This window comes from Novosphingobium sp. SG751A (assembly GCF_013149295.1).
GTDB lineage: Bacteria > Pseudomonadota > Alphaproteobacteria > Sphingomonadales > Sphingomonadaceae > Novosphingobium.
On record NZ_JABGCB010000006.1, the window covers coordinates 283,516 to 304,620 of the forward strand.

Here is a 21,105-nt window from a genome sequence, read left to right on the forward strand (position 1 = left end):
TTGCTGGAATGGGGATTGCGTCTAAGGCTGGCCTTTTGCGCGCCGCTTTGGCCACTGCGGCCCCGATTTTGTCCGCCCACCGGAAAAAGCGGGCAAGCCGCCTTGCCCGTGCGCGAGGCTGCCGCGCAAATCCGGGTGTGAAACCGGCCTAGGGGAAAACAGGCGTGACAAAGAAACGCAGGATTATGGGCACTTTGCTGGCGCTGAGCCTGAGCGGGGCGATCCTGAACGTGGCAGGGGCGCAGGCCGCCCCGGTGCGCGAACAGGCCCCCGTGCCCCTTTGGCCGCAGGGCGCGCCCGCATGGGGCGGATCGCTGAACGTTCCGGTGCAGGAGGAGGCGCGCGATGGCGGGCAGAGGCTGTGGAATGTCAGCCAGCCTACGCTTCAGGCATTTCTGCCGGAAAAGGACAATGATGCGGCGGGGCGCGGCGCGGCGGTGATTGTTGCGCCGGGCGGGGGCTTCCGCTTCCTCTCGATCCAGAGCGAGGGCGTTGCGGTGGCGCGCTGGCTGGCCGCGCATGGCACCGCGGCCTTTGTGCTGAAATATCGTGTGGTCCAGATCGCGCCGGGCGAAACCGAGGCGGCGATGCACAAGCGGATGAACGCCGAAATCGGGACCGAACAGGCGGGCGAGGCGGCGCTGGCCGATGGGCGGCTGGCGCTGCGCTATCTGCGCGCCCATGGGGCCGATTACGGCATAGACCCGCACCGGATCGGCGTGGTGGGCTTTTCCGCCGGGGGCCATGTCGCGGGCATGTTGGCCCATGAGGCAAGACCGGAGGACCGCGCCGATTTCGTCGGGCTGATCTATGGCCTGCCTTTTACCAAGGTCACCCCGCCCATTCCGGCGGCCAATCTGCCCTTTCCCCCCGGCACGCCGTCCGAGCCATGGCTGCAACCAAAGCCCACGCCCGCGCCCGATGCACTGCCGCCGATCTTCATTGCCATGGCGCAGGACGATCTGGCCGTGGGACAGGGCGTGCCGGACTATTACGCCAAGCTGTTTGCCGCCGGCTATCGCCCCGAAACTCACCTTTATGCGCGCGGGGGGCATGGCTTTGGCATGAAGGGAACCGGCACCACGGTGGACCATTGGATCGAGGAATTCGATTGGTGGATGCAACAGGTGCTGGCCGACAAGAGCGAGAAGAGGACGAAATGATGGATCTGAAACTGGCCGAGCCTGCGCTGCTGCGCGATGCGGCTTTCGTGGGCGGCGTATGGGTTGGGGGCGCTGCCAGCATCGCCGTGACCAACCCGGCCGATGGCGGGCTGGTCGGCCATGTGCCTGATCTGGGCGAGGCCGAGACGCTGTTGGCGCTTGACGCCGCCGTGCCCGCGCAGGCTGCGTGGGCGCGCGTGACGGGCAAGGGGCGCGGGGCGGTGCTGCGCCGCTGGGGCGAATTGATGATGGATCATCAGGAAGATCTGGCCCGCATCATGACCGCCGAACAGGGCAAGCCTTTGGCCGAGGCGCGCGGCGAGGTGGCCTATGCGGCCAGTTTCCTCGAATGGTTTGCCGATGAGGCGCGGCGGATCACCGGCGACGTGCTGACCCCGCATCAGGCCGACCGCCGCATCCTTGTGCGCAAGGAGCCGGTGGGCATCGTTGCCGCTGTCACGCCGTGGAATTTCCCGCTGGCGATGATCACGCGCAAGGCCGGACCTGCGCTGGCGGCGGGCTGCGCGATCATCATCAAGCCTTCGGAACTGACGCCTTTGTCGGCGCTGGCGCTGGCCTGGCTGGGCGAGCAGGCGGGGGTTCCGGTGGGCGTGCTGTCGGTCATCACCGGGCAGGCCGCGCCCATCGGCAATGTGCTGACCGGCGACAAAAGGATCGCCAAATTCACCTTCACCGGATCGACGGGCGTTGGCAAGAAACTGGCCGCGCGATGCATGGAGACGGTCAAGCGGGTGAGCCTTGAACTGGGCGGCAATGCGCCGTTTATCGTGTTTGATGATGCCGATCTGGACGCCGCGGTCGAAGGCGCGATTGCCAGCAAGTTTCGCAATGCGGGCCAGACCTGCGTCTGCGCCAACCGCCTTATCGTGCAATCGGGGATCTACGATGTCTTTGCCCGGAAATTGGCCGAGCGGGTTGCGAGGTTGAAGGTCGGGCCGGGCCTTGCCGGTCCGTCGGATCAGGGGCCATTGATCGACGCGCGCGCGGTGGAAAAGGCGCGTGCGCATGTGGAGGACGCCGTGGCGCGCGGGGGCCATGTGCTGACCGGCGGCGATGCGATTGCGGGCGAGGGTACGTTCTTTGCCCCCACCGTCATTACCGGGGTTCCGGCGGACGCCTTGCTTTGCCGCGAGGAGACATTTGGCCCGGTGGCGGGTCTGGTGCGGTTTGAAGCCGAGGAGGAGGCGATCGCCATTGCCAATGACACTGATGCGGGTCTGGCGTCCTATCTCTTTACCCGGGATTACGAGCGCGTGTGGCGCGTGCCTGAGGCGCTGCGCTATGGCATGGTGGGGGTCAACACCGGCCTGATTTCCACCGAGGTCGCGCCTTTTGGCGGGGTCAAGGAATCAGGCATGGGCCGCGAAGGCTCGCATTACGGCATGGACGACTATCTCAATATCAAGATGGTCTGTTTGGCCGTATCGGGCTGATGGGCTGCTGCCCCGGCGCGCGCCGGGGCAGCCCTGTTGTCAGGCCCAGAGGTCCGGTTCATCGCCCGCCAGCGTGTTGGCCGGGCGGGGAATGCCCAGATTGTCGCGCAACGTATCGCCTTGATATTCGGTGCGGAACAATCCGCGCTTTTGCAGGATCGGCACCACCTGATCGACGAAATCCTCCAGCCCCCCCGGCAGGTAATTGGGCGATAGCGAGAAACCATCGGCGGCGCCCGCGCGGAACCAGTCCTCCATCATGTCGGCCACCTGTTCGGGCGTTCCGGCCATCGAGAAACTGGCGCGGCTGACCGTGGCGCGCTTGGCCAGTTGGCCCAGCGTCAGATCCTCGGCGCGCGCCATGCGGACCAGTTCCTGCTGCACCCATTGCCCCCCATTGGTCAGCGGAATGTCGGGCATTTTATCATCGGGGCCATAATCGGACAGGTCGAATCCGATCTGCATCTGCAACGTGGCCCATGCCAGCGCATCGGGGATCAGGTGCAGCAATTCCTCCTGCGCCGCGCGGGCCTCGGCCTCGGTGGAGCGCACCAGCAATTGCACCGAGGGCAGCACCGCCATATGCGCCGGATCGCGGCCAAACGTCGCCGCACGAGCCTTCATGTCATCGTAAAAGGCGATGGCCTTGTCCTTGCTGCTCTGAGCGGTGAACACCAGATCGGCGGTGCGGGCCGAGAGTGCGCGGCCCGGCCCCGATCCGCCCGCCTGCACGATGACGGGGTGGCCCTGCGGCGGGCGGCCGACATTGAGCGGCCCGGCCACTTTGAAAAAACGCCCCTTGTGGTTCATTTGCCGCAGCTTGGCCGGATCGAAATAGCGTCCTGCGGCCTTGTCGCGCAGGACGGCACCGTCTTCCCAACTGTCCCACAGGGCTTTCACCACATCGACGAATTCCTCGGCGCGTTCATAGCGCAGATCGTGGTCCATCAGCCTGTCATGGCCGAAATTGCGCGCCTCGCTGTTGCCCGCGCTGGTCACCACGTTCCACCCGGCGCGGCCCTTGGTGATATGGTCGAGGCTGGCCATGCGGCGGGCCACGGCATAGGGTTCGTTATAGGTGGTGGACACTGTGCCGATCAGGCCAATGTCGCTGGTGACCATGGCAAGGGCGGCGAGCAAGGTCGTCGGCTCCAGCTTGCCCGCATAATCGGTGGCGGCATAGGCGTCGCGGCCCTTGATCATCGGCAGGCCCTGCTGATCGCCGGAGAAATAGCAGTGCAGCTTGCCGCGCTCGGCGGTTTTGGCGAGGCGGACATAGTGATCCACATCATGCTGGTCGGCGCTGTTGCCATAGCGCCATCCGCCCGGATGGGCGCCGCTGTTGTGAATAAAGGTGGCCAGCACCATCTGGCGGCTGTTCATGGGATCTAATCCTTTTGAGAAGAAGCGATTGCCGCACGCCATGCGGCGGCAAAACAAAGCGAGGAAAGCACAAGAAACGGCACCCCTACGCGCAGGAACGCCAGTCCCAGATCGCCCGATGAACCTCCGGCCCCGCCCCCCGCCAATGCCATGACCCAAGGCCCGCCCGCGCCCGCGACGATAGCGCTGCACAGGCCCAGCATGGCCATGCCAAAGCCGCGCATCGTGTTGGGCAGAATATCCTGAAGCGTGGTGTTCATCGCCACATTGATCATCGGCATGGCGATGCCGATTGTGCCCAGCAGGGCCAGCGAGAGGCGGTAATCCGGCGCGAAACCGGCAAAGGCGGCGGGCAGGCCCAGCAGCGGCAGTGCGCAGAGCAGAGGAATGCGCCCCGCCGCCCCGCCCGACAGGCGCGAATCCGCCAGCAACCCGCTGATCAGATAGCCCGACACCCCCGTCACCAGCAGCATCAGCCCCAGCGCTCCGCTGAAAGCCGTGATCGGCAGGCCATAGTGGCGCATCAGAAAAGGCGCGGTCCACATGGTGATGCCCAGCAGCGCGACATAGAACAGGCAAAAGCCCAGATAGAGCGGCGCCACCAAAGCCCGCCTTGCCCATAGCGCGCCCAGCTTGGCGGCCATATGGGCGCTATCTTCGCGCGGGACGGCCTGGCGGGTGGGTTCCTGCGCGGTCAGCAGCAGGAGCGAGACCGCCGGCCCGCACAGCCCGCACAGGACAAAGCAGGTTCTCCATGCCTCCAGCAGGCCGAAATGGGGCAGGGTGATCGCGATGCCATGGCGCAGGATCATTCCCGGAATGACCGAGGACAGGCCCGAGCCGATGCTGGCACCGATGAAATAGACCGCCATCGCCCGCCCGCGCCGTGCCGGGGCAAACAGATCCGCGATCAGCGAGAGGGCGGCAGGCGCAATCGCTGCCTCTCCCAATCCCACCACCATGCGCGCGGCAAAGAAGCCGGCGAAGCTGGGTGCAAGGCCGCAGGCGATGGTCGCCACGCTCCACAGCGCGATGGCCCCCGCCACCAGCCGCCGCCGGTCGCGATGATCGACCAGCCAGCCCAGCCCCAGCCCCAGCACCGCCGAGAGCAGGCTGTAGGCCATGCCCATCAGCAGGCCCATCTGTGCATCGCCGATGGCAAAGCTCTTGCGGATCGGTTCGGCCAGCACGCCGACGATGGCGCGGTCGATGCTGTAAAGATTAGCGCCTAGAAACAGCAGCACCATGGGCCAGATCGTATGACGCGCCGGGGGATAGTCGCGCATGTTGGTCATTCCACCGGCACGGTGCGGCCGTCGATACAGGCCAGCAACCGGCCGTCGGGGTTATTGAGGATCTCGACCTCGCCATCCTTGAGATAGATGATGTCCTCGAAATGGAATTTGCCGATCTCTGGCCCGATCCATGGCAGATCGCAGGAGATCACCATGCCATCGACCAGTTCGAATGTGTGCATCCCGCCATTGGGATGCGGATGATCGGTATGTTCCAGCCCCACCGAATGCAGGCCGCAGCCGCGAAATTCGGGATTGCCGGCGGCCTGAATGGCGGTGGTGACGGCTTTTTCGACGTCGGTGGACAATGCGCCCGCGCGGAAATGGGGCAGGGCCGCGCGCCAGCCCAGACGGGTGGCGTTGAACACGCGCAATTGATCGGCGTTCGGCATGCCGATCACGGCGGTGCGGCCAATGTCGCTGGTGTAATGGGCAAATTCGGTGGTGGCGTCGAAGGTCACCGTATCGCCCGGCAGGAGCGGCGCGTTCTTGTCCAGACGGCCAAATCCGGGGCGATAGGGGGTGATGAGCAGGAACACCGGACGCGCGCCGCCAAGCGCGGCGGCGGACCAGAACACGCGCTCGGCCTCCGCGCAGGTGGCGCCCGCCGCAATGGCTTCTGCGCTGATTTGGAGCGCCAGTTCGGTCTTGCGACTGGCGGCGCGCATATGGCCCATTTCCTCGGGCGTCTTGACCATGCGAATGTCGCGCAGGAAATCGCGCGCGCCCACCACTTCAATGGCCCCGCCCAGCATTGCGGCCACATCCAGCCCCAGCCCGCGATCCTCGAAGGCAATGCGCGCGCCTTGGGCCAAGCCGATCTCGCGCAGATAATCGGCCACCGCCTCGGGGTGGTTCTGGGGCAGGCCTTCGCTGGTCAGCACGCCTTGCGTGCCGCCCGCGCCGATGCCGGGCTTGCGGGCATAGCCCCGGATGATCGGCATCCATGTGCCGCCGCGCTGCTGCGGCTGGCCGGTGTCGACCTCGACGGTCAGCACGGCGGCTTCCTTGGCATGGTCGCGCGGCAAAAGGGCCAGCGCCAGATCGCCAAAGCCCCAACTGGCGTCCGTGGCCCAGCTTGAGAGGTAATAGGTGTTGATCGGGGTGGAGGCGACGATGGCGTCAATGCCGTCGCGGTCCATCAGTGCATCGGCGCGGGGACGGTTGAGCAGCATGGGAAAGCCTTAATGAGCGCGGCGGAGCAGGCGGCCCGGCAAGGCGCCGGTGGGTCTGTCTTCGCGGTGGGTGATGATGCCCGACAGGATCGTGGCGGTATAGCCTTGCGCCTCCTGCGTCAGGCGGCGGCCGCCTGCGGGCAGGTCGAAGGAGGCGCGCGGCGGATGGAGATGCAGCCGGTCATGGTCGATGATATTGATGTCGGCCTTCATGCCGGGGGCCAGAAGGCCGCGATCGCGCAGGCCCATTACGCGTGCTGTATGGCCGGTCATGCGATGGACGACATGGGGGATCGAGAGCTTTTCGCCCGCCCGGTCGCGCGCCCAATAGGTCAGCAGATAGGTCTGCATCGAGCCATCGCAGATCGCTCCGCAATGCGCGCCGCCATCGCCAAGGCCCAGCACCGTGTCCTGCCGGGTCAGCATGTCGCGCACAACGTCGAGATTGAAGCGCGTGAAATTGCGCGCCGGGAAATAGAGGATGGCCTGCCCCTCTTCCTCCAGCAGCAGATCATAGGCCAGCTCTGGCAGCGAAACCCCGCGTGCGGCGGCCAGATTGTCGAGGCGGCGGCTTTCGGGCGGGGAATAGTCCGGCTCCGCGCCCATCGGATAGCACAGGTGGATATAGCGCATGAAGGCGGGATATTTCGCCGGGTCCAGCTTTCCGCCATATTCGGACAGGATCGCGGCGCGCGTATGCGGATCACGCATCGCCGCCACCCGCGCGGGCAAGGGCAATGCGTCAATCGCGTCATAGCTGGGGCAACCGCGAAACGGGTGGAGTGTCAATTGCAGCCCCATCAGTACGCCTACCGGGCGGCCCACGACTTGCCCCAGCATATCGGCCCCCGCCGCGCGGGCGTTGGCGCAGGCATTGGCGATCTCCAGCCAGCGGTCGGGCGCCTCGTCATATTGCAGCAGGGGGAAGGTGACGGTGTGGCCCGATTCCTGGGCGATGCGTTGCAACAGGCGGAATTCGCTGGAAAAGCCATTGGCCGTATCGAATTCCGAGGCCGACATGAACAGCGCTTTGCCATGCGGGCGCATGGCCAGCGCGATGGTCATCAACTCGTCCTCGCTGGCGGTGGTGACGGGCAATTGCTCGCCGCCTGCCGTGCGATGGCCGATCACGCGGGTGGTGGAAAAGCCAAAAGCGCCCGCCGCCATGCCCTCGGCCACAAGGGCGGCCATGCGCTGCATATCGCGCGCGGTGGCCGGTTCGCGCTTGACCGCGCGCTGGCCCATCACCCAGACGCGGATCGGGATATGCGGCACGGCAACACCGAAATCGGCATCCATCCGCCGCTGGCTCAGCGCGTCGAGGAAATCGGGAAAACTGGTCCAGTTCCACGGCAGCCCTTCGGTCATGACGATGCCGGGAATGTCCTCAACGCCTTCCATGACGTCGATCATCTGCTCGCGCATCTCGGGCTTGCAGGGGGCAAAGCCCACCCCGCAATTACCCATCAGCAGGCTGGTCACGCCATGGTTGGTGGAGGGCGAGAAGTGGCTGTCCCATGTGACCTGTGCGTCATAATGGGTGTGGATGTCGACAAAACCGGGGGTAACAAGCTGTCCGCGCGCGTCAATTTCCTCCGTGGCCGACCCTGCGATCTGCCCCATGGCGGCGATGCGGCCATCGGCTATCGCAATGTCGCCCTCGAACAGGTCCGCACCCGTGCCGTCGGCCAGCGTGCCGCCGCGGATCACCAGATCATAATCGGCCATCTTACGCCTCCCCCTTTGCGGGCCAGATTTCGGGTTGAACATGGGCATAGTCGCCGGTTTCATAGCCATTGGCGGGCCGCGCCAGCCCCAGCCGGTCGCGCAGGGTTTGCCCTTCATATTCGGTACGGAACAGGCCCCGCCGCTGCAATTCGGGCACCACATGGGCGACGAAAGCCTCCAGCCCGGCGGGCAGATAGGCGGGCGTGATGACAAAGCCGTCGGCGGCCCCGCTCTCATACCAATACTGCAATTCATCGGCGACATCTGCGGCGGTGCCCGCGATGGAGCGGCTGGTGCGCCCCGCCGCCACGCGCCGGGCCAGTTCGGCAATCGAGAGGTTCTCGCGCCGGGCCAGGCCGACCACCTGCTCCCATGTCGATTGCGACAGATGGCTTTGCGGCACATCGGGCAGCGGGCCATCGGGATCATGGTCCGAGAGGTCAAAATTGCCCAGCAGCCCTTCCAGCTTGCCGATGGCGACGGGCGTGGGGATCAGCGTGTCCAGCTCGCGCTGGATGGCCTGCGCCTCCTCGCGCGTGGGGGCGACGATGGGCGTGATCGCGGCCATGATCTTCAGGCCTTCCGGCGCGCGGCCCACTTCGGCCAGCAGATCATGCATTTCCGCCCGAAAGGCGCGGGCCGTGTCAGGGCTGGGGTGCGATGTGAAGATCACCTCGGCATGGCGCGCGGCAAAACGTTTGCCCGTGTCCGAGGCCCCGGCCTGTACCAGAACGGGGTGCCCTTGCGGCCCGCGCGGCACGTTGAGCGGCCCGGCCACGGCAAAATGATCGCCGCGATAGTCAACCCCGTGCAGGCGGGCAGGATCGACATAGCGCCCGCTCGCCTTGTCGGCGATCACCGCGCCATCTTCCCAACTGTCCCACAGGCGCTTGGCGGCCTGAACAAATTCCTCGGCGCGTTCATAGCGCTCGGTATGGCCGTAATGGGCCGCGCGGCCGAAATTATGCGCCTCGTTCTCCATGGTCGAGGCCACCATGTTCCACCCGATGCGCCCGCCCGAAATATGGTCGATGCTGGCCAGACGGCGCGCCAGTTCATAGGGCTGGGAATAGCTTGTCGATGCGGTGCAGATGAAGCCGAGCCGGCTGGTGGTGGCGCAAAGATGGGCGATGATGCTGGCCGGGTCCAGCTTGGGCGTTTCCAGACAGGCGAAAGTGTCGGCGCTCTTGGCGGGCGGGTATCCCACCGAATCAGCGATGAACACCGCGTCGAACAGACCCCTTTCCGCCGCCGCCGCGCATTGCCGGAAATAGGCGATATCGGTCAGCGCATTGACCTGCGCATCGGGGTGGCGCCACCCGGCGATATGGCCGCCGGTCTGCATCAGGAAAGCAAGAAGTTTCATGAGGAGGGATTATGTTGTGCATTTCTGTGCATGCGATAAATCCCCATGAAATGTTCGCCTATCGGAATTTTCGGCGCGACACCTTGATAAAACGTGCAAGAAATTGTGCAACTGAGTGAATGACGTATGGCCTGATCTCCTGCCGGATAGAGTGCAGGGGCAAGGTGATGCTGCGTGCAGGGCCTGCACATGGGTGCATCCACCATGCGCGCGGTTGGGGAAAGGGCAGATTCGATGCCGGAAAAAAGAGTGCTGATCACTGGGGCGGGCGGAGCGTTGGGCATGGCCGTGATGGCGCGATTGGGCGCGCAGGGCTGGCATATCGCGCCGGTCGCCGGACGCCATGGTGCAGTTGCGCCCGGTTGGTTCGGCCCGGTCGATCTGGCCGATCGCGATGCCGCCGCGCAGGTCGTGGCGCAGGCGGCGCAGGCGCTGGGCGAACTGGACGGCGTGGTGCATCTGGCCGGGGGTTTTGCCATGCATCGCGTGCTGGAATGCACGTCGCAGGATTGGCGCGCGATGCAGACCGGCAATGTCGAAAGTCTGATCGCGGTGGTGCAGGCCGCCGTGCCGCATATGGCCCATGGCGGGGCGATTGTTGCCGTGGGCGGTATGGCGGCGGCGCGCGCGGGGGCGGGCATGGCGGCCTATGCTTCGGCCAAATCCGCTGTCCTGCGCGTGGTCGAGGCGCTCAGCGTCGAACTGGCCCCGCGCGGGATACGCGCCAACGCGGTGCTGCCCGGCGTGATCGACACGCCCGCCAACCGCCGCGACATGCCCCGGGCCGATCCGGCCAAATGGACCCATCCCGAAGCGATTGCCGATGTCATCGGCTTTCTGCTCAGTCCGGCCTCGCGCGCGATCAATGGCGCGGGCGTGCCGGTGAACAATCCCGCCGGGCCTGCGGCATGAAACCGTGGCGCGCGTGGAGCGCGGTGCTGATCCTGTGCATCGCGCAGGTGGTTTCGACGGTGGATCGTGGGATGCTGGCGCTGGTGGTCGATCCGGTGCGGCGCGATCTGGCGATTGGCGAGGTGGATATTGCCCTGCTGCAAGGCTTTGCCTTTGCGGTCTTTTATGTCTCGGTGGGGCTGCCGCTCGGCTATGTCGCGGATCGGGTCAACCGGCGCCGCCTGTTGTTCGGCGGTATTCTGGTGTGGAGCGCGGGCACTATCGCCTGCGGTCTGGCGCAGACATTTGCGCAGATGTTTCTCGCCCGGCTGGTGATCGGCGTGGGCGAGGCGGTGCTTGGCCCCTGCGCGGTGGGCATGATCGGCGAGATGTTTGCCCCTGACCGGCGCGGGCGGCCAATGGCGCTGTATGTGCTGGGCAGCATGGTCGCTTATGGCCTTGGCTCGATGGCCACCGGGGCGGTGCTTCAGGCGGGCGCGGCGGGCGGTTTTGCCGGGTGGCCGGGGATTGCGGATCTGGCGCCATGGCGGATCGCCTTTGTGTTGATGGGGCTGGCGGGGTTGCCGGTGGCGCTGTTGCTGCTTTCCATTGCACATACCCGGCGCACGAAGGAGGCGCAGCCGCTCAGCCTGCCCTTTGCGGCCATGGCGGCGCGGCGCGGTGTGCTGCTGCCGCTTTATGGCGCGGTGGCGCTGTTTGCGATGGGGGCGGCGGCGGCCTCGGGCTGGGGCGCGGCTTTGCTGGGGCGGGCCTATCATTACGCCCCCGCCGATGTGGGCAAGCAATTGGGCGCGGCGCAGATGGCCTGCTCACTGGTGGGTGCGGGGCTGGCCGCGATTTTTGTGGACCGTGTGGCGCGGGCAGGCGGGACCATTGCCAAGTTGCGGATGAGCGCCTTGCTGGCGTTGCTGACCATCCCGGCCTGCATGGGCTTTGTCAGCCAGAGCGGCGCGGGCGCAATGATTATCACGGCCACGGTGATGGCGACGAGCGCGATTTATGGCACGACGATGCTGTCCATTCTGGCCGATGCGGTGCCGGTCGAGGCGCGCGGGCTGGCCGTCGCGCTCTATGCTTTCGTGATGACGATGATCGGCGGCTCGCTGGGGCCGCTGGCGGTGGCGGCGCTGACCGAGCGCGTATTTGTCGATCCGGCCCGCGTGGGCTGGTCGATGGCTTTGGTGGGCGGGGTTGCCCTGTCCCTTTCGGCCTTGCTGGCGGCGATGGCCGCGCGGGCGCAGGAGAAATTGGATGCTTGTTGAAAAAGCCTATGCGCCCAGCCGTTTCGGCCAGTTGCATTACCGCATTGTCCGCCCGGATGGGCCGATGGTGCAGCCGCCCTTGCTTGTGCTGCATCAGACGCCCAGCAACAGCTATGAATGGATGCCGATCCTGCCGCTGTTGGCGCAGGGGCGGGTGGTGATTGCACCTGACACGCCCGGCTATGGCATGAGCGATGCGCCGCCAGAGCCCGCCTCGATCCCTGATTTTGCGGGCGTGATGGGCGATCTGGTCGATTATCTGGCCGAGCGGGGAGAGATCGGGGATGGTGCCTTTGATGTGATGGGTGCGCATACCGGTTCGATCATCGCGACCGAATTGGCCGTCAGTTTGCCGCAACGGGTGCGGCGGCTGGTGCTGTTCGGTCTGGCGGCCTATCCAGAGCATGAGCGCGAGCGGCGACTGGCGCTGCTTTTGGAGAAGTTCCCGCGTCCCGGCGCCGATCTGGCCCATGTCGAACAGCTCTGGGCGATCTTTGGCGAGCTTGGCGATGCGCGCATGACCAGCGAGCAGCGCCATGTGGCAATGGCGGAATGTCTGCGGCTGGGCGCGCGGATGCCATGGGGCTATATTGGCGTGTATCGCTATGATTTCCTTGGGGCGCTGGCGCAGGTGGAGCAGCAGGCGCTGGTGATCAATGCGCAGGATGATCTCTGGGAGGTGACGCAGCAGGTCGCGCCGGTGCTGCGCCATGGGCGGCTCTGGCCCTTGCCGGGTCGGGCGCATGGATTTCTGGCCTTTGATGCGGCCGATATTGCGCCGGACATCCTGGGTTTTCTTAGCTGATCAAGGCGGCTTCCTGCCTCATCCTTGCCTCGGTTGGCGCGTCAAAGGCGATGCCGATCACTGTGCAGGGCTGCTCCAGCGGATAGGAGCGATGGCCGCGCCCGACCGTGTCCAGCATCACCAGCATATCGCCGGGGCGCAGCACCCGCCGCGCCCCATCGCCCGCCTCGACCGCCCATGATCCGCGCAGCACGATCGACAGGCCCGCAATGGCCGAATTGTGCCATTCGCCATAACCCTCACCGGATCCCTGCGTTATGCCCCATCCGGTGGCGCCCGCGATGCCTTCCCAAAGATCGGCGTCCGTTTTGCGACAGAGCGCCAGTGGCAGGTCGAGCAGGCGCGATCCGCCATCGGCTGTGGGCATGATCGCCACGGCCTGATAGGGCGCGCCGCTCATCGGAACCACAGCTTGTCGCGCTCGCTGCTGCCTGTCGCGGGGCATAGCGCCTTGGGCATCTGCACCGAGGCCATGAAGGAGCCCTGCGGCCCGGCGCGCGAGATATGGCCCTTGCCGCTGCAATCCTCGGCAATGGCGATGTCGCCATGGCGCAATTCGTGGAACGATCCATCCTCCAGCCCGATCAGCATCGTGCCGAAAATCGGGATCAGCAGGGTCGGCTGGTTGGCAACATGAAAGCTGAAACCGGCGTTGGGGGCGGTGCCGCCGATGGAAACGCGCTCGGCCTCGCGGCGCAGGAACAAGGCAATTTCGCCCATCACCGGGGTGTTGACTGGCAGGCTTTCGATCCGGCTCTTGCCGCCCTGCGCGGTGTAGAGATGGAAGGCACGGGCAAACCATGGGATCGGCCCTGTCCCATGAAAATCGAGTGGGAAGGGTGGCGGGCTTTGCGCCGGGACCGGGGAGGCCAGCGGCGCGGCCATGCCCGCCAGAGCAAGATTGCGTATCAGGGCGCGGCGCGGCGGGCTCAGGGGTGCTTCATCGGACATGCAGACATCCTTTCTTGCAAGATATGTGCATTGATGTGCATTGGTTCTGCGGTTCCAAGATGTGGTGCAGTATCGTCCGACAGGCGGAGTTATTACGAAAAATCGGCGGAAAATGGCGATGATTGAGCCCTTTTATGGGAGGATATGCATGGGCTTTCGACCAATCTTGCATCTGTATGGCGGCGCATATCATCATCCGACAGGCGAATAGGCCCTATATCGTGCATCGGGAAAACGGATCTGGATGCAACTTTTGCTCGTCCGCGGCAGAATCATGTGCACATTCGTCCATGATGTCCATCTTCGCCCGGATACCAACGGGCGAGCATAACGCCCGGTCAAACAGCATGAGCACCGGGGCGAAACGCAGGACCGCCCCAGACAATCTTACGGGATGAAAGTTGCCGCCCCGCGTGGGCCGGCTTGAAATGAGGGGTTATCACCATGACGCGTTACCCACGACCGATCCGTTCTCTCTCCATTTTCCACCTGGCCGCTTCGGCGCTGGCGATGGGCGCCACGCTGGCCGCCGCAGGCCCGGCCCAAGCCGCAGAGCCCGCCGCAGAACCCTCCGTCGGGGATGCCGCCAATGATCCGGGCGCCATTACCGTCACCGCGCGCAAGCGGTCCGAGGATATTCTCAAAGTTCCCGTCACCGTGACGGCCATGACCGCCGCTGCGCTGGAGCAGCGCGGCATCGTCTCGATCACCGATCTGGCCGGTTCGACGCCGGGGGTGAATGTCAACAACAGCTCTTCGGGCCATGCCGACCGTTCGTTCCAGCAGGTCGTGCTGCGCGGCTTCACGCCCTCGACCACGCTGGCCACGACCACCTCGATGTTCATCGACGGCGTGCCGGTTTCCTCGCCTTCCCAGGTGACCTCGGTCTCCGATCCGGCGCAGGTCGATGTGGTGAAAGGCCCGCAAAGCGCCTATTACGGCCGCAATACCTTTGCCGGCGCGATCAATGTCACCACCAAGGAGCCTAAGGGCGAATGGGCCGGCACGATGACCGGCATGGTGGGAACGCGCGCCAATTACCGACTGCAAGGCACGGTCGAAGGGCCGATCATCGGCGACATGCTGACCTTCCGCGTGACGGGCGAGCGCTTTTCCAAGAACGGTTCGTGGCGCAATGCCTATGACGGCAGCACGCTGGGAGATCAAAAGACCACCACCGGTTCCGCGCTGATCGTGTTCAAGCCCAGCCCCAAGCTGACGATGAAACTGTTCGGCATGATGAGCGAGGACCGCGACGGGGCGCCTGCCCAGACGCGCCTTTATGGCTATGACATCACCACCGCTTCGGGCACAAAGGTGGCCGCCAACCAGTCCAATTGCACGCTGAGCGGCAATACGCGCGGGGTGCAGGGTTATGGCAGCACGGTGTCAAACGCCTATATCTGCGGCACGGTGCCGGGCCTGATTAATCCGATTTCGGCCAACACGGTCAACACCGACGCGATCAAGCAATTCCTCGCGATGACCTCGAACCGGGTTATTCCCACCAGCGACAGCGTTGATGGCTATGGCCTGCTGCGCAAGAGCCAGCATGCGCATACGGCGGTCAATTACAAGATTTCCAGCGACCTGACCGCCGACTTACTGGCCGGGTATAACCGCGAGGTCTGGTCGACGCTGATCGATCTGGATGGTTTCGATTCCTCCGGCTTCCCATCGACCACCAATCCCAAGGGTTATTACGATTTCCCCTATCTGGTCGAGCGGCGCAATCTGGACTGGTCGATGGAAGGGCGTCTGGCCTATAACCATGGCCCACTGCGCGCGGTGGCGGGCGTCAGCTATCTCAAGGCCGACACATGGTCGGGCGGCGGCGGCGGCACGGGCGCGCTGACGGCATCGCTGCTGGTGCCGGGCGGAAAGAGCGAGAACCGCACCACGGGCATGTTCTTCGGCCTGACCTATGATGTCCTGCCCAATCTTTCGGCCAGCATCGAAGGGCGCTATCAGATTGATACTTTGGGGGCCTATGCCCGTTCGGGCGGCCAGACCATCACGTCCAGCGCCTTTATTCCGGCGGGCACCTATGCGGGCAATGCTCTGTTGGTGCAGCAGACCTATAAAAATTTCACCCCGCGCGCGATTATCAACTGGCAGATCAATCCGCGTACCATGGTCTATGCATCCTGGGCCAAGGGCGTGAACCCGGCGCAGTTCAACACCACCATTCTGGCCCAGACCGCCTCGGTTCAGGCCGCCGCGCTGGCCGCCGGGGGGCAATTGACCATTGCGCCGGAAAAGATCACCAATTACGAAATCGGCATGAAGGGCAAGGCGCTGGACGGGCGCCTGCGCTATACGGCGGCGGCCTATTATGCCCAGTGGCGCAACCAGATCAACGCGATCACCATCGTGGCCGCCGATCCCACCACATCCACCGGCTTCACCTTCATCAACACCTCGGCCAATTCGGGCTCGGTTGATCTTTACGGCGTTGAACTGGACACCAGCTGGAAGGTCAGCGACCTGTTGAGCATCGAGGCCGGCGGCGCGCTGAACGGCAGCGATATCAAATATTTCCGCAGCACGACGATCAGCCAGTTGACCGGCATCTATGACTTCTCCGGCAAGGAGATGAAGTATACGTCGAAATATTCGGCCAATGTCGGCGTCATTTTGGGCGGCGAATTGAAGAATGTGGCCGATGCCAAGTGGTTCACCCGCCTGGACTGGAATTTCAAGTCGGGCGTGTGGTCGAACGAGGCCAATATCGCCAAGACGCCGGACGCGCATAAGTTCAACCTGCGCGCGGGCGTGTCGAAGGGGCGGTTTGCGGTCGATGTTTTCGTCAACAACCTGCTTAACGACAAGACCTATACTTCGTTGACCGACAATTATGTGCTGGACCCCAGCTTTGCCCATTCGGCCTATTTCTCGGCCCTTTTGGTGGGCTTGCCGGATCTGCGCACCTTCGGGCTTCAGTTGAAGGTCAAGATGTAAACCTGTTCGGGGCGGGCCATGCGGTCCGCCCCCATTTTGCAAAGGAGGGTTTATGGCCGCCCATATTGTCGCCACGGTCCGCGTGCATGATCGCGAAAAATTTGGTGAATATCTCAAAGCCGTGGCGGGCGTGGCTGAAAGTTTCGGCGGCGAATATGTGCTGCGCGGCAAGGTGGCCGAGGTGCTGGAGGGCGATGTCGATCCTGCCGAGCTGGTGGTGGTCCTGCGCTTTGCCGATGCGGATGCGGCGCGCGCCTATGTCAACTCGCCGCTATATCTGGCGGGCAAGGCGCATCGCATCAACGGCGGCGGCGTGGTGGAATCGCGGCTTATCCTTTAATCGGCATATTGCGGGATGGCGGCGGGATTGTTGGCAAAGCTCAGCCCCAGCGTCGTCTCGCGCTCGATCACATCGCAGGCCAGCCAGATGCGCGGCGGCGGCGCCACATTGGGCCCCAGCCGCCCTGCCATCGTCGATACCGCCGTCTGCACCAGCGAGAGCAGCGGCAGGTGGATTGAGGAGGTCGCGTGCGATAGCCAGCGCGATTGCGAAGTGTCGCCAAAGCCGACCACCGAGACATCCTCGGGCACGCGCAGGCCGAATTCCTTGCGCGCCACATCGACAATGCCCACGGCCAGATAGTCCGAAGCGGCAAAGATCGCGTCGGGCCGATCCTCGCCTGCAAACAGGACGCGCGCCGCGGTGATCCCGTTTTCATAGGTCCAGCCCGTATCGACCCAGCGACAGGGCGCGCTGCCTCCCATTTCCATGGCATGGGCAAAGGCCTGCAATTCGGTCAGGCGGCGCGGATTGGCGGCAATCGCGGCGGGGCGGCTGCGCCCTTCCTTTTGCATCAATTGTGCAATGCTGCGCCCGATTTCCGGTCCGTCGATCCACACCAGAGCGGCGCCTTCGACCACATCCTGCCGATCCATCACCACCAGCGAGATACCGGCCGCAACGACTTTTTTGCGCACCGCCGCGCCCGGCACGGCGGAGAGCACGATGATGCCGTCGACCTGTTCATCGACCATGTCCCCAACGGTCACGTCCAGCAGCGCCAGATCGCTGACGATACGCCAGACCACGTCGAAGCCGCGCTGACGCAGCTCATCCTCGAACATGGCGTAGAGGTGGCAGAAATAGGGCGAAAACAGGTTGGCCATCACCACGGCGGCGCGCTTGGGGCGGCCATGGTTCTGCTGGCTGGTGGCTGATTGCAGGCGATAGCCCAGCGCCTGCGCGGCGGCCAGCACCTTGGCGCGGGTCTGGGGCGCGACGCTGGCCCCCGGCGTAAAGGTGCGTGACACCGCCGAGCGCGAGACCTGCGCCATGCGCGCCACATCGTCGGCGCTGACTTTGCGCCCGACGGCCTTGGGGGTGATGGTTCGTGCGGCGGGTTTGGAGGGGCCTTTGGGCTTCATGCGATCGGCTGCTGGTCCGTGAACGGGGTGAAGGTCTGTGCATCAGGCTTACGAGTGTTGCACGAATTGTCAAACCCGGTGGCGGTGATGCCCTGCGGCCGATCAGCTTTGCGCAGATCCGGCCCGCAATTTGGCCGGCGCGCGCGGACTGTCCGCCTGTCGGACAGGGGTAATGGCGTGGCTGAATTGCACGAAATATCGCAATATTGTGCATTATGAATTGAACGTAATTGCGCAAAATTCACAATTCGCGCCCTACCTTTGCGGCAAAGGGCGTCAAGGAACCGGGCGCAGACGGCAAAAAAGGCCGCCGCGCCTGCAACGACCCTCACTGGCCCGGGCCGCGTTGGCCCGGGTTCTTTTTGCGCCGATTATCCCGCGTCGAGAAAGCGCGCCAGCAAGGGCGCCGTCGCCTGCGGATTGTCCTGGATCACCCATGCGCCGCTGTCGGGCACCACCACCGTTTCGCCCCGGCGCAGCACTGCCTCGGCAAAGGGGCGGAAACGCTGATAGGCCTTGTCGAACTGGCCATAGACGAGCAGGGTCGGGCATTCGACCCGGCGCAGCGCGGATTTGAGATCGGTCACGCCCACGCCGCGCTCGCTCGGTTGCAGCCAGAGATCGGCGGCCTGACGGCTCTGAATGCCCTCGCCATTGATCGCATCGGCATGGACCATGCCAAAGGTGCCCACCAGCAATTCGGGGCCAGTGGGTAACGGATGACCACCCGCATCAAAAATCGGCTTCAATTTCACATCCACCGCCTGCCGCACTTCCTCCAGGGATTTGCGCCCGCCCAGAGCACTGGAAATCACGCCCAGCCGCCGCACGCGATCCGGATTGGCCGCCGCCATCACCACGCCAATGCAGCCTCCCAGCGAGGTGCCCATCACGTCTGCCACCGGGATATCCATCTCGTCCAGCGCGCCAAACAGCATCGCTGCCGTTTCTCCCAGCGTGTGAATATAGGGTGGCGGCCCATCCATCCGCGATCGGCCATGGCCGGGCAGGTCAAAGGCGATCACCTGCCGCCCCTGCGCAAGGGCCGGGGCGACCTGCCGCCAGTCGGCCAGCCATCCGCCCAGCTTGTGGAGCAGGATGACGGGTGCAACTCCGGCGCGCGCCTCGCCCAGCGTGGCGTAATGCAGCACGCCCCCGCCGCGCCGGATCTGGCCAAAGCGCGTCCAGGGTCCGGCGGGCGGAACAATCGGGGCGGGTGCCCTTGGCGCCGCGGCGGCCCCGCCTGCCATCATCGCGGCGCTCATTCCCATCATCTTGGCCATCTCGCGGCGGTTCATCATCGTATTGCTCCTTATGCGCCCGCGCGCAGATCATCACGGCGCCACAGTATCGGCAAGACATCCTGCGCCCCGTCAACCAATTCGCCCTCGGGCATTGCTTCCACGCCGGGTATCGCGGCCTTGTAGGGCGCATTGCGCCAGCGCACGTCATGCCCGAACAAACGCACCGCCAACCCGGTGCGGGCCAGAGCGGGACTGTCATTGCCCTTGGAAAAATGCGGCGTATGCGGGTGAAAGATCACGGCGTCACCCGGCTCCATATCGAATGTCACGAAGCGGAAGGCGAAATCGGGATTGTCGCGCTCGGCCTCGAAATTGGGGCACAGACCATCGGCCTGATCGGGGCGAAAACCAAAAGTCAAACCCTCCTCCACACAATGTTGATGCCACCCGGCGACATATTCGATCCGGCCGTTTTCCTCGTTCACCGGGGTAAAGGCTGTCCAGATGTTGGGCGCCATTTCTCCGCTGACCGGCCATGCCGTCTCGTCGCAATGCCATGGCATGACCGAGGGGCTGAGCGGGGGCTTGGAAAACAGATGATCGTGATACATGCGGATATGGTCGGCGCCGATCACCCGGCCGGTGGCCTCGGCAATCGGGCTGTCCATGACAAAGGCACGGAAATCGGGGTCATTACGCCACAGATAGCAGACCGAGAGCATCGCCCCATTCGACGGCCCCAACATGCCATAGCGCCCCGGATCGGCGGACACGCGGGCAATCGCGCCCTGCATCCGCGCAACCCATTCCGCATCCAGCAATCCGCGCAGCACCACCACGCCATCGCGCGCATAGGTGTCGATATGGTCCTGGGTAATCGCATATTGCATGGTCATCGAACGGCTCCTTGATTGGCGGCATCATGGGCCAGCGCGGCGGCGCGCAGGCGGGGAAAGAGTTTTCCGCCATATTCGGCGAGGTCCTGATCGGGGCGGAAACCGCGGATCAGAAAGCGCGTGATGCCCATGGCGTAATAGTCCATCAGCGCGGCGCAGACCTGATCGGGCGTGCCGACCAGCGTGGCCTGATTGCCGAAACGCCCTTGCGCCAGATGGGTCACGCCCAACCAGAGGCAGCGGTCGTGGCGATGGGCGCTTTCGGCGCTGGATAGGATGGCCTCGCCTGCATGACTGGATTGTGTGAAATTGCTGGGGCCTTGGGGCGCGGGCAGGCGCGCCATCATCGCGCGGAAATTGCGCAGGACGGCATCGGCCCTTTCCCATGCCTGCGCCTCGGTCTCGCCAAGGATCACCAGCATGGTCATCATGAAATCCATCGGGCGTTCACCCGCCGCCGCCAGCACGCGGTCGCGATGGCCTGCGATATGGGCCAGCGTGTCGCCGCTCATGGCGAATACATCGGCATGGCGGCCGCATGCGGCAATGGATTCGCTTGATGTCCCGGCCCAACTGACGGGAATCGCGCCGGGTTTGACCGGGCTGAAGGCTTGGTTAAAGCGATAGAAGCGCCCCTCGTGGTCGATGGGCGCGGGGCTTTCCCAGATCCGGCGCAGGATGCCGACATATTCATCGGCGCGGGCATAGCGGTCGGGCTTGGCGGTGAAATCGCCGTCGGCCTCCAGTTCCTTGTCGCTGGGCCCGGCGATGATGTGGACGGCCACGCGCGCGGGCGCCAGCCTGTCGATCGTGGTCAGCATCCGCGCCGCCATCGTGGGCGCGATAAAGCCGGGGCGGTGGGCCAGCAGGACTTTCAGCCGCTGAGTTCCCGCCAGAACATGGGTCGCGATGGCGTGGCTGTCGGGCATCAACGAATTGTTGGCGATCAGCACCCGGTCATAACCGGCGGCTTCCTGCGCTTTGGCGCTTTCCAGCATGGCGGCGGGGTCGAACTGGCCGGGTGGGGCGTGATCGAGCGGGGTGCCCCGGTTATGGGAAACAATGCCGGTGATTTCGACAGGCAT

General features: G+C 64.8%; 18 protein-coding genes. 7 read left to right on the top strand and 11 right to left on the bottom strand.

What is annotated here, in order from left to right; genetic code table 11:
- Positions 1 to 164 precede the first annotated feature (164 nt).
- Positions 165 to 1,163, top strand: coding sequence for an alpha/beta hydrolase (locus tag FHW96_RS10470; RefSeq protein WP_172340502.1), 999 nt, complete (start codon positions 165 to 167; stop codon positions 1,161 to 1,163).
- On the top strand, positions 1,163 to 2,617 hold the full coding sequence (locus tag FHW96_RS10475) for an NAD-dependent succinate-semialdehyde dehydrogenase (RefSeq protein WP_172340562.1): 1,455 nt from the start codon (positions 1,163 to 1,165) through the stop codon (positions 2,615 to 2,617). The genes FHW96_RS10470 and FHW96_RS10475 overlap by 1 nt, the downstream gene beginning before the upstream one ends.
- 39 nt (positions 2,618 to 2,656) lie before the next feature.
- On the opposite strand, the gene FHW96_RS10480 is transcribed toward FHW96_RS10475, so the two are convergent.
- The 5 genes from FHW96_RS10480 to FHW96_RS10500 are packed head-to-tail and all read right to left on the bottom strand — an operon-like array spanning position 2,657 to position 9,564.
- Entirely contained in the window at positions 2,657 to 4,000 is a 1,344-nt protein-coding gene (locus FHW96_RS10480) for an LLM class flavin-dependent oxidoreductase (RefSeq protein ID WP_172340503.1), read from the bottom strand.
- 5 nt (positions 4,001 to 4,005) lie between these two features.
- On the bottom strand, positions 4,006 to 5,286 hold the full coding sequence (locus FHW96_RS10485) for an MFS transporter (RefSeq protein WP_172340504.1): 1,281 nt from the start codon (positions 5,284 to 5,286) through the stop codon (positions 4,006 to 4,008).
- A 5-nt stretch (positions 5,287 to 5,291) separates the two neighbouring features.
- Positions 5,292 to 6,470 (bottom strand): M24 family metallopeptidase, encoded by a 1,179-nt coding sequence (locus FHW96_RS10490; protein ID WP_172340505.1) that lies wholly within the window; start codon positions 6,468 to 6,470, stop codon positions 5,292 to 5,294.
- 9 nt (positions 6,471 to 6,479) lie between these two features.
- The gene (locus FHW96_RS10495) at positions 6,480 to 8,198 is read right to left on the bottom strand and encodes an amidohydrolase family protein (RefSeq protein WP_172340506.1); all 1,719 of its coding nucleotides are present in this window, start codon (positions 8,196 to 8,198) and stop codon (positions 6,480 to 6,482) included.
- A gap of 1 nt (position 8,199) precedes the next feature.
- On the bottom strand, positions 8,200 to 9,564 hold the full coding sequence (locus FHW96_RS10500) for an LLM class flavin-dependent oxidoreductase (protein ID WP_172340507.1): 1,365 nt from the start codon (positions 9,562 to 9,564) through the stop codon (positions 8,200 to 8,202).
- Positions 9,565 to 9,798: 234 nt separating this feature from the next.
- Here FHW96_RS10500 and FHW96_RS10505 point away from each other — a divergent pair, with 234 nt between their 5' ends.
- Genes FHW96_RS10505 through FHW96_RS10515 form a run of 3 tightly spaced genes read left to right on the top strand, consistent with a single transcriptional unit; the run spans position 9,799 to position 12,543 of the window.
- The gene (locus FHW96_RS10505) at positions 9,799 to 10,476 is read left to right on the top strand and encodes an SDR family oxidoreductase (protein ID WP_172340508.1); all 678 of its coding nucleotides are present in this window, start codon (positions 9,799 to 9,801) and stop codon (positions 10,474 to 10,476) included.
- Positions 10,473 to 11,738: an MFS transporter gene (locus FHW96_RS10510; protein ID WP_172340509.1), complete on the top strand. Its 1,266-nt coding sequence runs from the start codon at positions 10,473 to 10,475 to the stop codon at positions 11,736 to 11,738. The genes FHW96_RS10505 and FHW96_RS10510 overlap by 4 nt, the downstream gene beginning before the upstream one ends.
- Entirely contained in the window at positions 11,728 to 12,543 is an 816-nt protein-coding gene (locus FHW96_RS10515; RefSeq protein WP_172340510.1) for an alpha/beta fold hydrolase, read from the top strand. Before FHW96_RS10510 ends, FHW96_RS10515 begins: the two co-directional genes overlap by 11 nt.
- Here FHW96_RS10515 and FHW96_RS10520 read toward each other — a convergent pair.
- Both FHW96_RS10520 and FHW96_RS10525 read right to left on the bottom strand, forming a co-directional pair.
- The gene (locus FHW96_RS10520) at positions 12,536 to 12,943 is read right to left on the bottom strand and encodes a hypothetical protein (protein WP_172340511.1); all 408 of its coding nucleotides are present in this window, start codon (positions 12,941 to 12,943) and stop codon (positions 12,536 to 12,538) included. The genes FHW96_RS10515 and FHW96_RS10520 overlap by 8 nt on opposite strands.
- A complete protein-coding gene (locus FHW96_RS10525) occupies positions 12,940 to 13,494 on the bottom strand; it encodes a hypothetical protein (RefSeq protein ID WP_172340512.1) in 555 nt (184 codons plus the stop codon). The genes FHW96_RS10520 and FHW96_RS10525 overlap by 4 nt, the downstream gene beginning before the upstream one ends.
- A gap of 444 nt (positions 13,495 to 13,938) precedes the next feature.
- Here FHW96_RS10525 and FHW96_RS10530 point away from each other — a divergent pair, with 444 nt between their 5' ends.
- Both FHW96_RS10530 and FHW96_RS10535 read left to right on the top strand, forming a co-directional pair.
- Positions 13,939 to 16,455 carry a TonB-dependent receptor gene (locus FHW96_RS10530; RefSeq protein WP_172340513.1) on the top strand — a complete coding sequence of 839 codons (2,517 nt, stop codon included), beginning with the start codon at positions 13,939 to 13,941 and terminating at the stop codon, positions 16,453 to 16,455.
- 52 nt (positions 16,456 to 16,507) lie between these two features.
- Positions 16,508 to 16,795 (top strand): DUF1330 domain-containing protein, encoded by a 288-nt coding sequence (locus FHW96_RS10535; RefSeq protein WP_172340514.1) that lies wholly within the window; start codon positions 16,508 to 16,510, stop codon positions 16,793 to 16,795.
- Here FHW96_RS10535 and FHW96_RS10540 read toward each other — a convergent pair.
- The 4 genes from FHW96_RS10540 to FHW96_RS10555 form a co-directional block, all read right to left on the bottom strand.
- Complete coding sequence (locus FHW96_RS10540) at positions 16,792 to 17,880, bottom strand: LacI family DNA-binding transcriptional regulator (protein WP_172340515.1); 1,089 nt, start codon at positions 17,878 to 17,880, stop codon at positions 16,792 to 16,794. The two genes, FHW96_RS10535 and FHW96_RS10540, sit on opposite strands and share 4 nt — an antisense overlap.
- 371 nt (positions 17,881 to 18,251) lie before the next feature.
- Positions 18,252 to 19,181, bottom strand: coding sequence for an alpha/beta fold hydrolase (locus FHW96_RS10545; RefSeq protein ID WP_172340516.1), 930 nt, complete (start codon positions 19,179 to 19,181; stop codon positions 18,252 to 18,254).
- A gap of 11 nt (positions 19,182 to 19,192) precedes the next feature.
- The gene (locus FHW96_RS10550) at positions 19,193 to 20,020 is read right to left on the bottom strand and encodes a phytanoyl-CoA dioxygenase family protein (RefSeq protein ID WP_172340517.1); all 828 of its coding nucleotides are present in this window, start codon (positions 20,018 to 20,020) and stop codon (positions 19,193 to 19,195) included.
- Entirely contained in the window at positions 20,017 to 21,105 is a 1,089-nt protein-coding gene (locus FHW96_RS10555) for an LLM class flavin-dependent oxidoreductase (RefSeq protein ID WP_172340518.1), read from the bottom strand. The genes FHW96_RS10550 and FHW96_RS10555 overlap by 4 nt, the downstream gene beginning before the upstream one ends.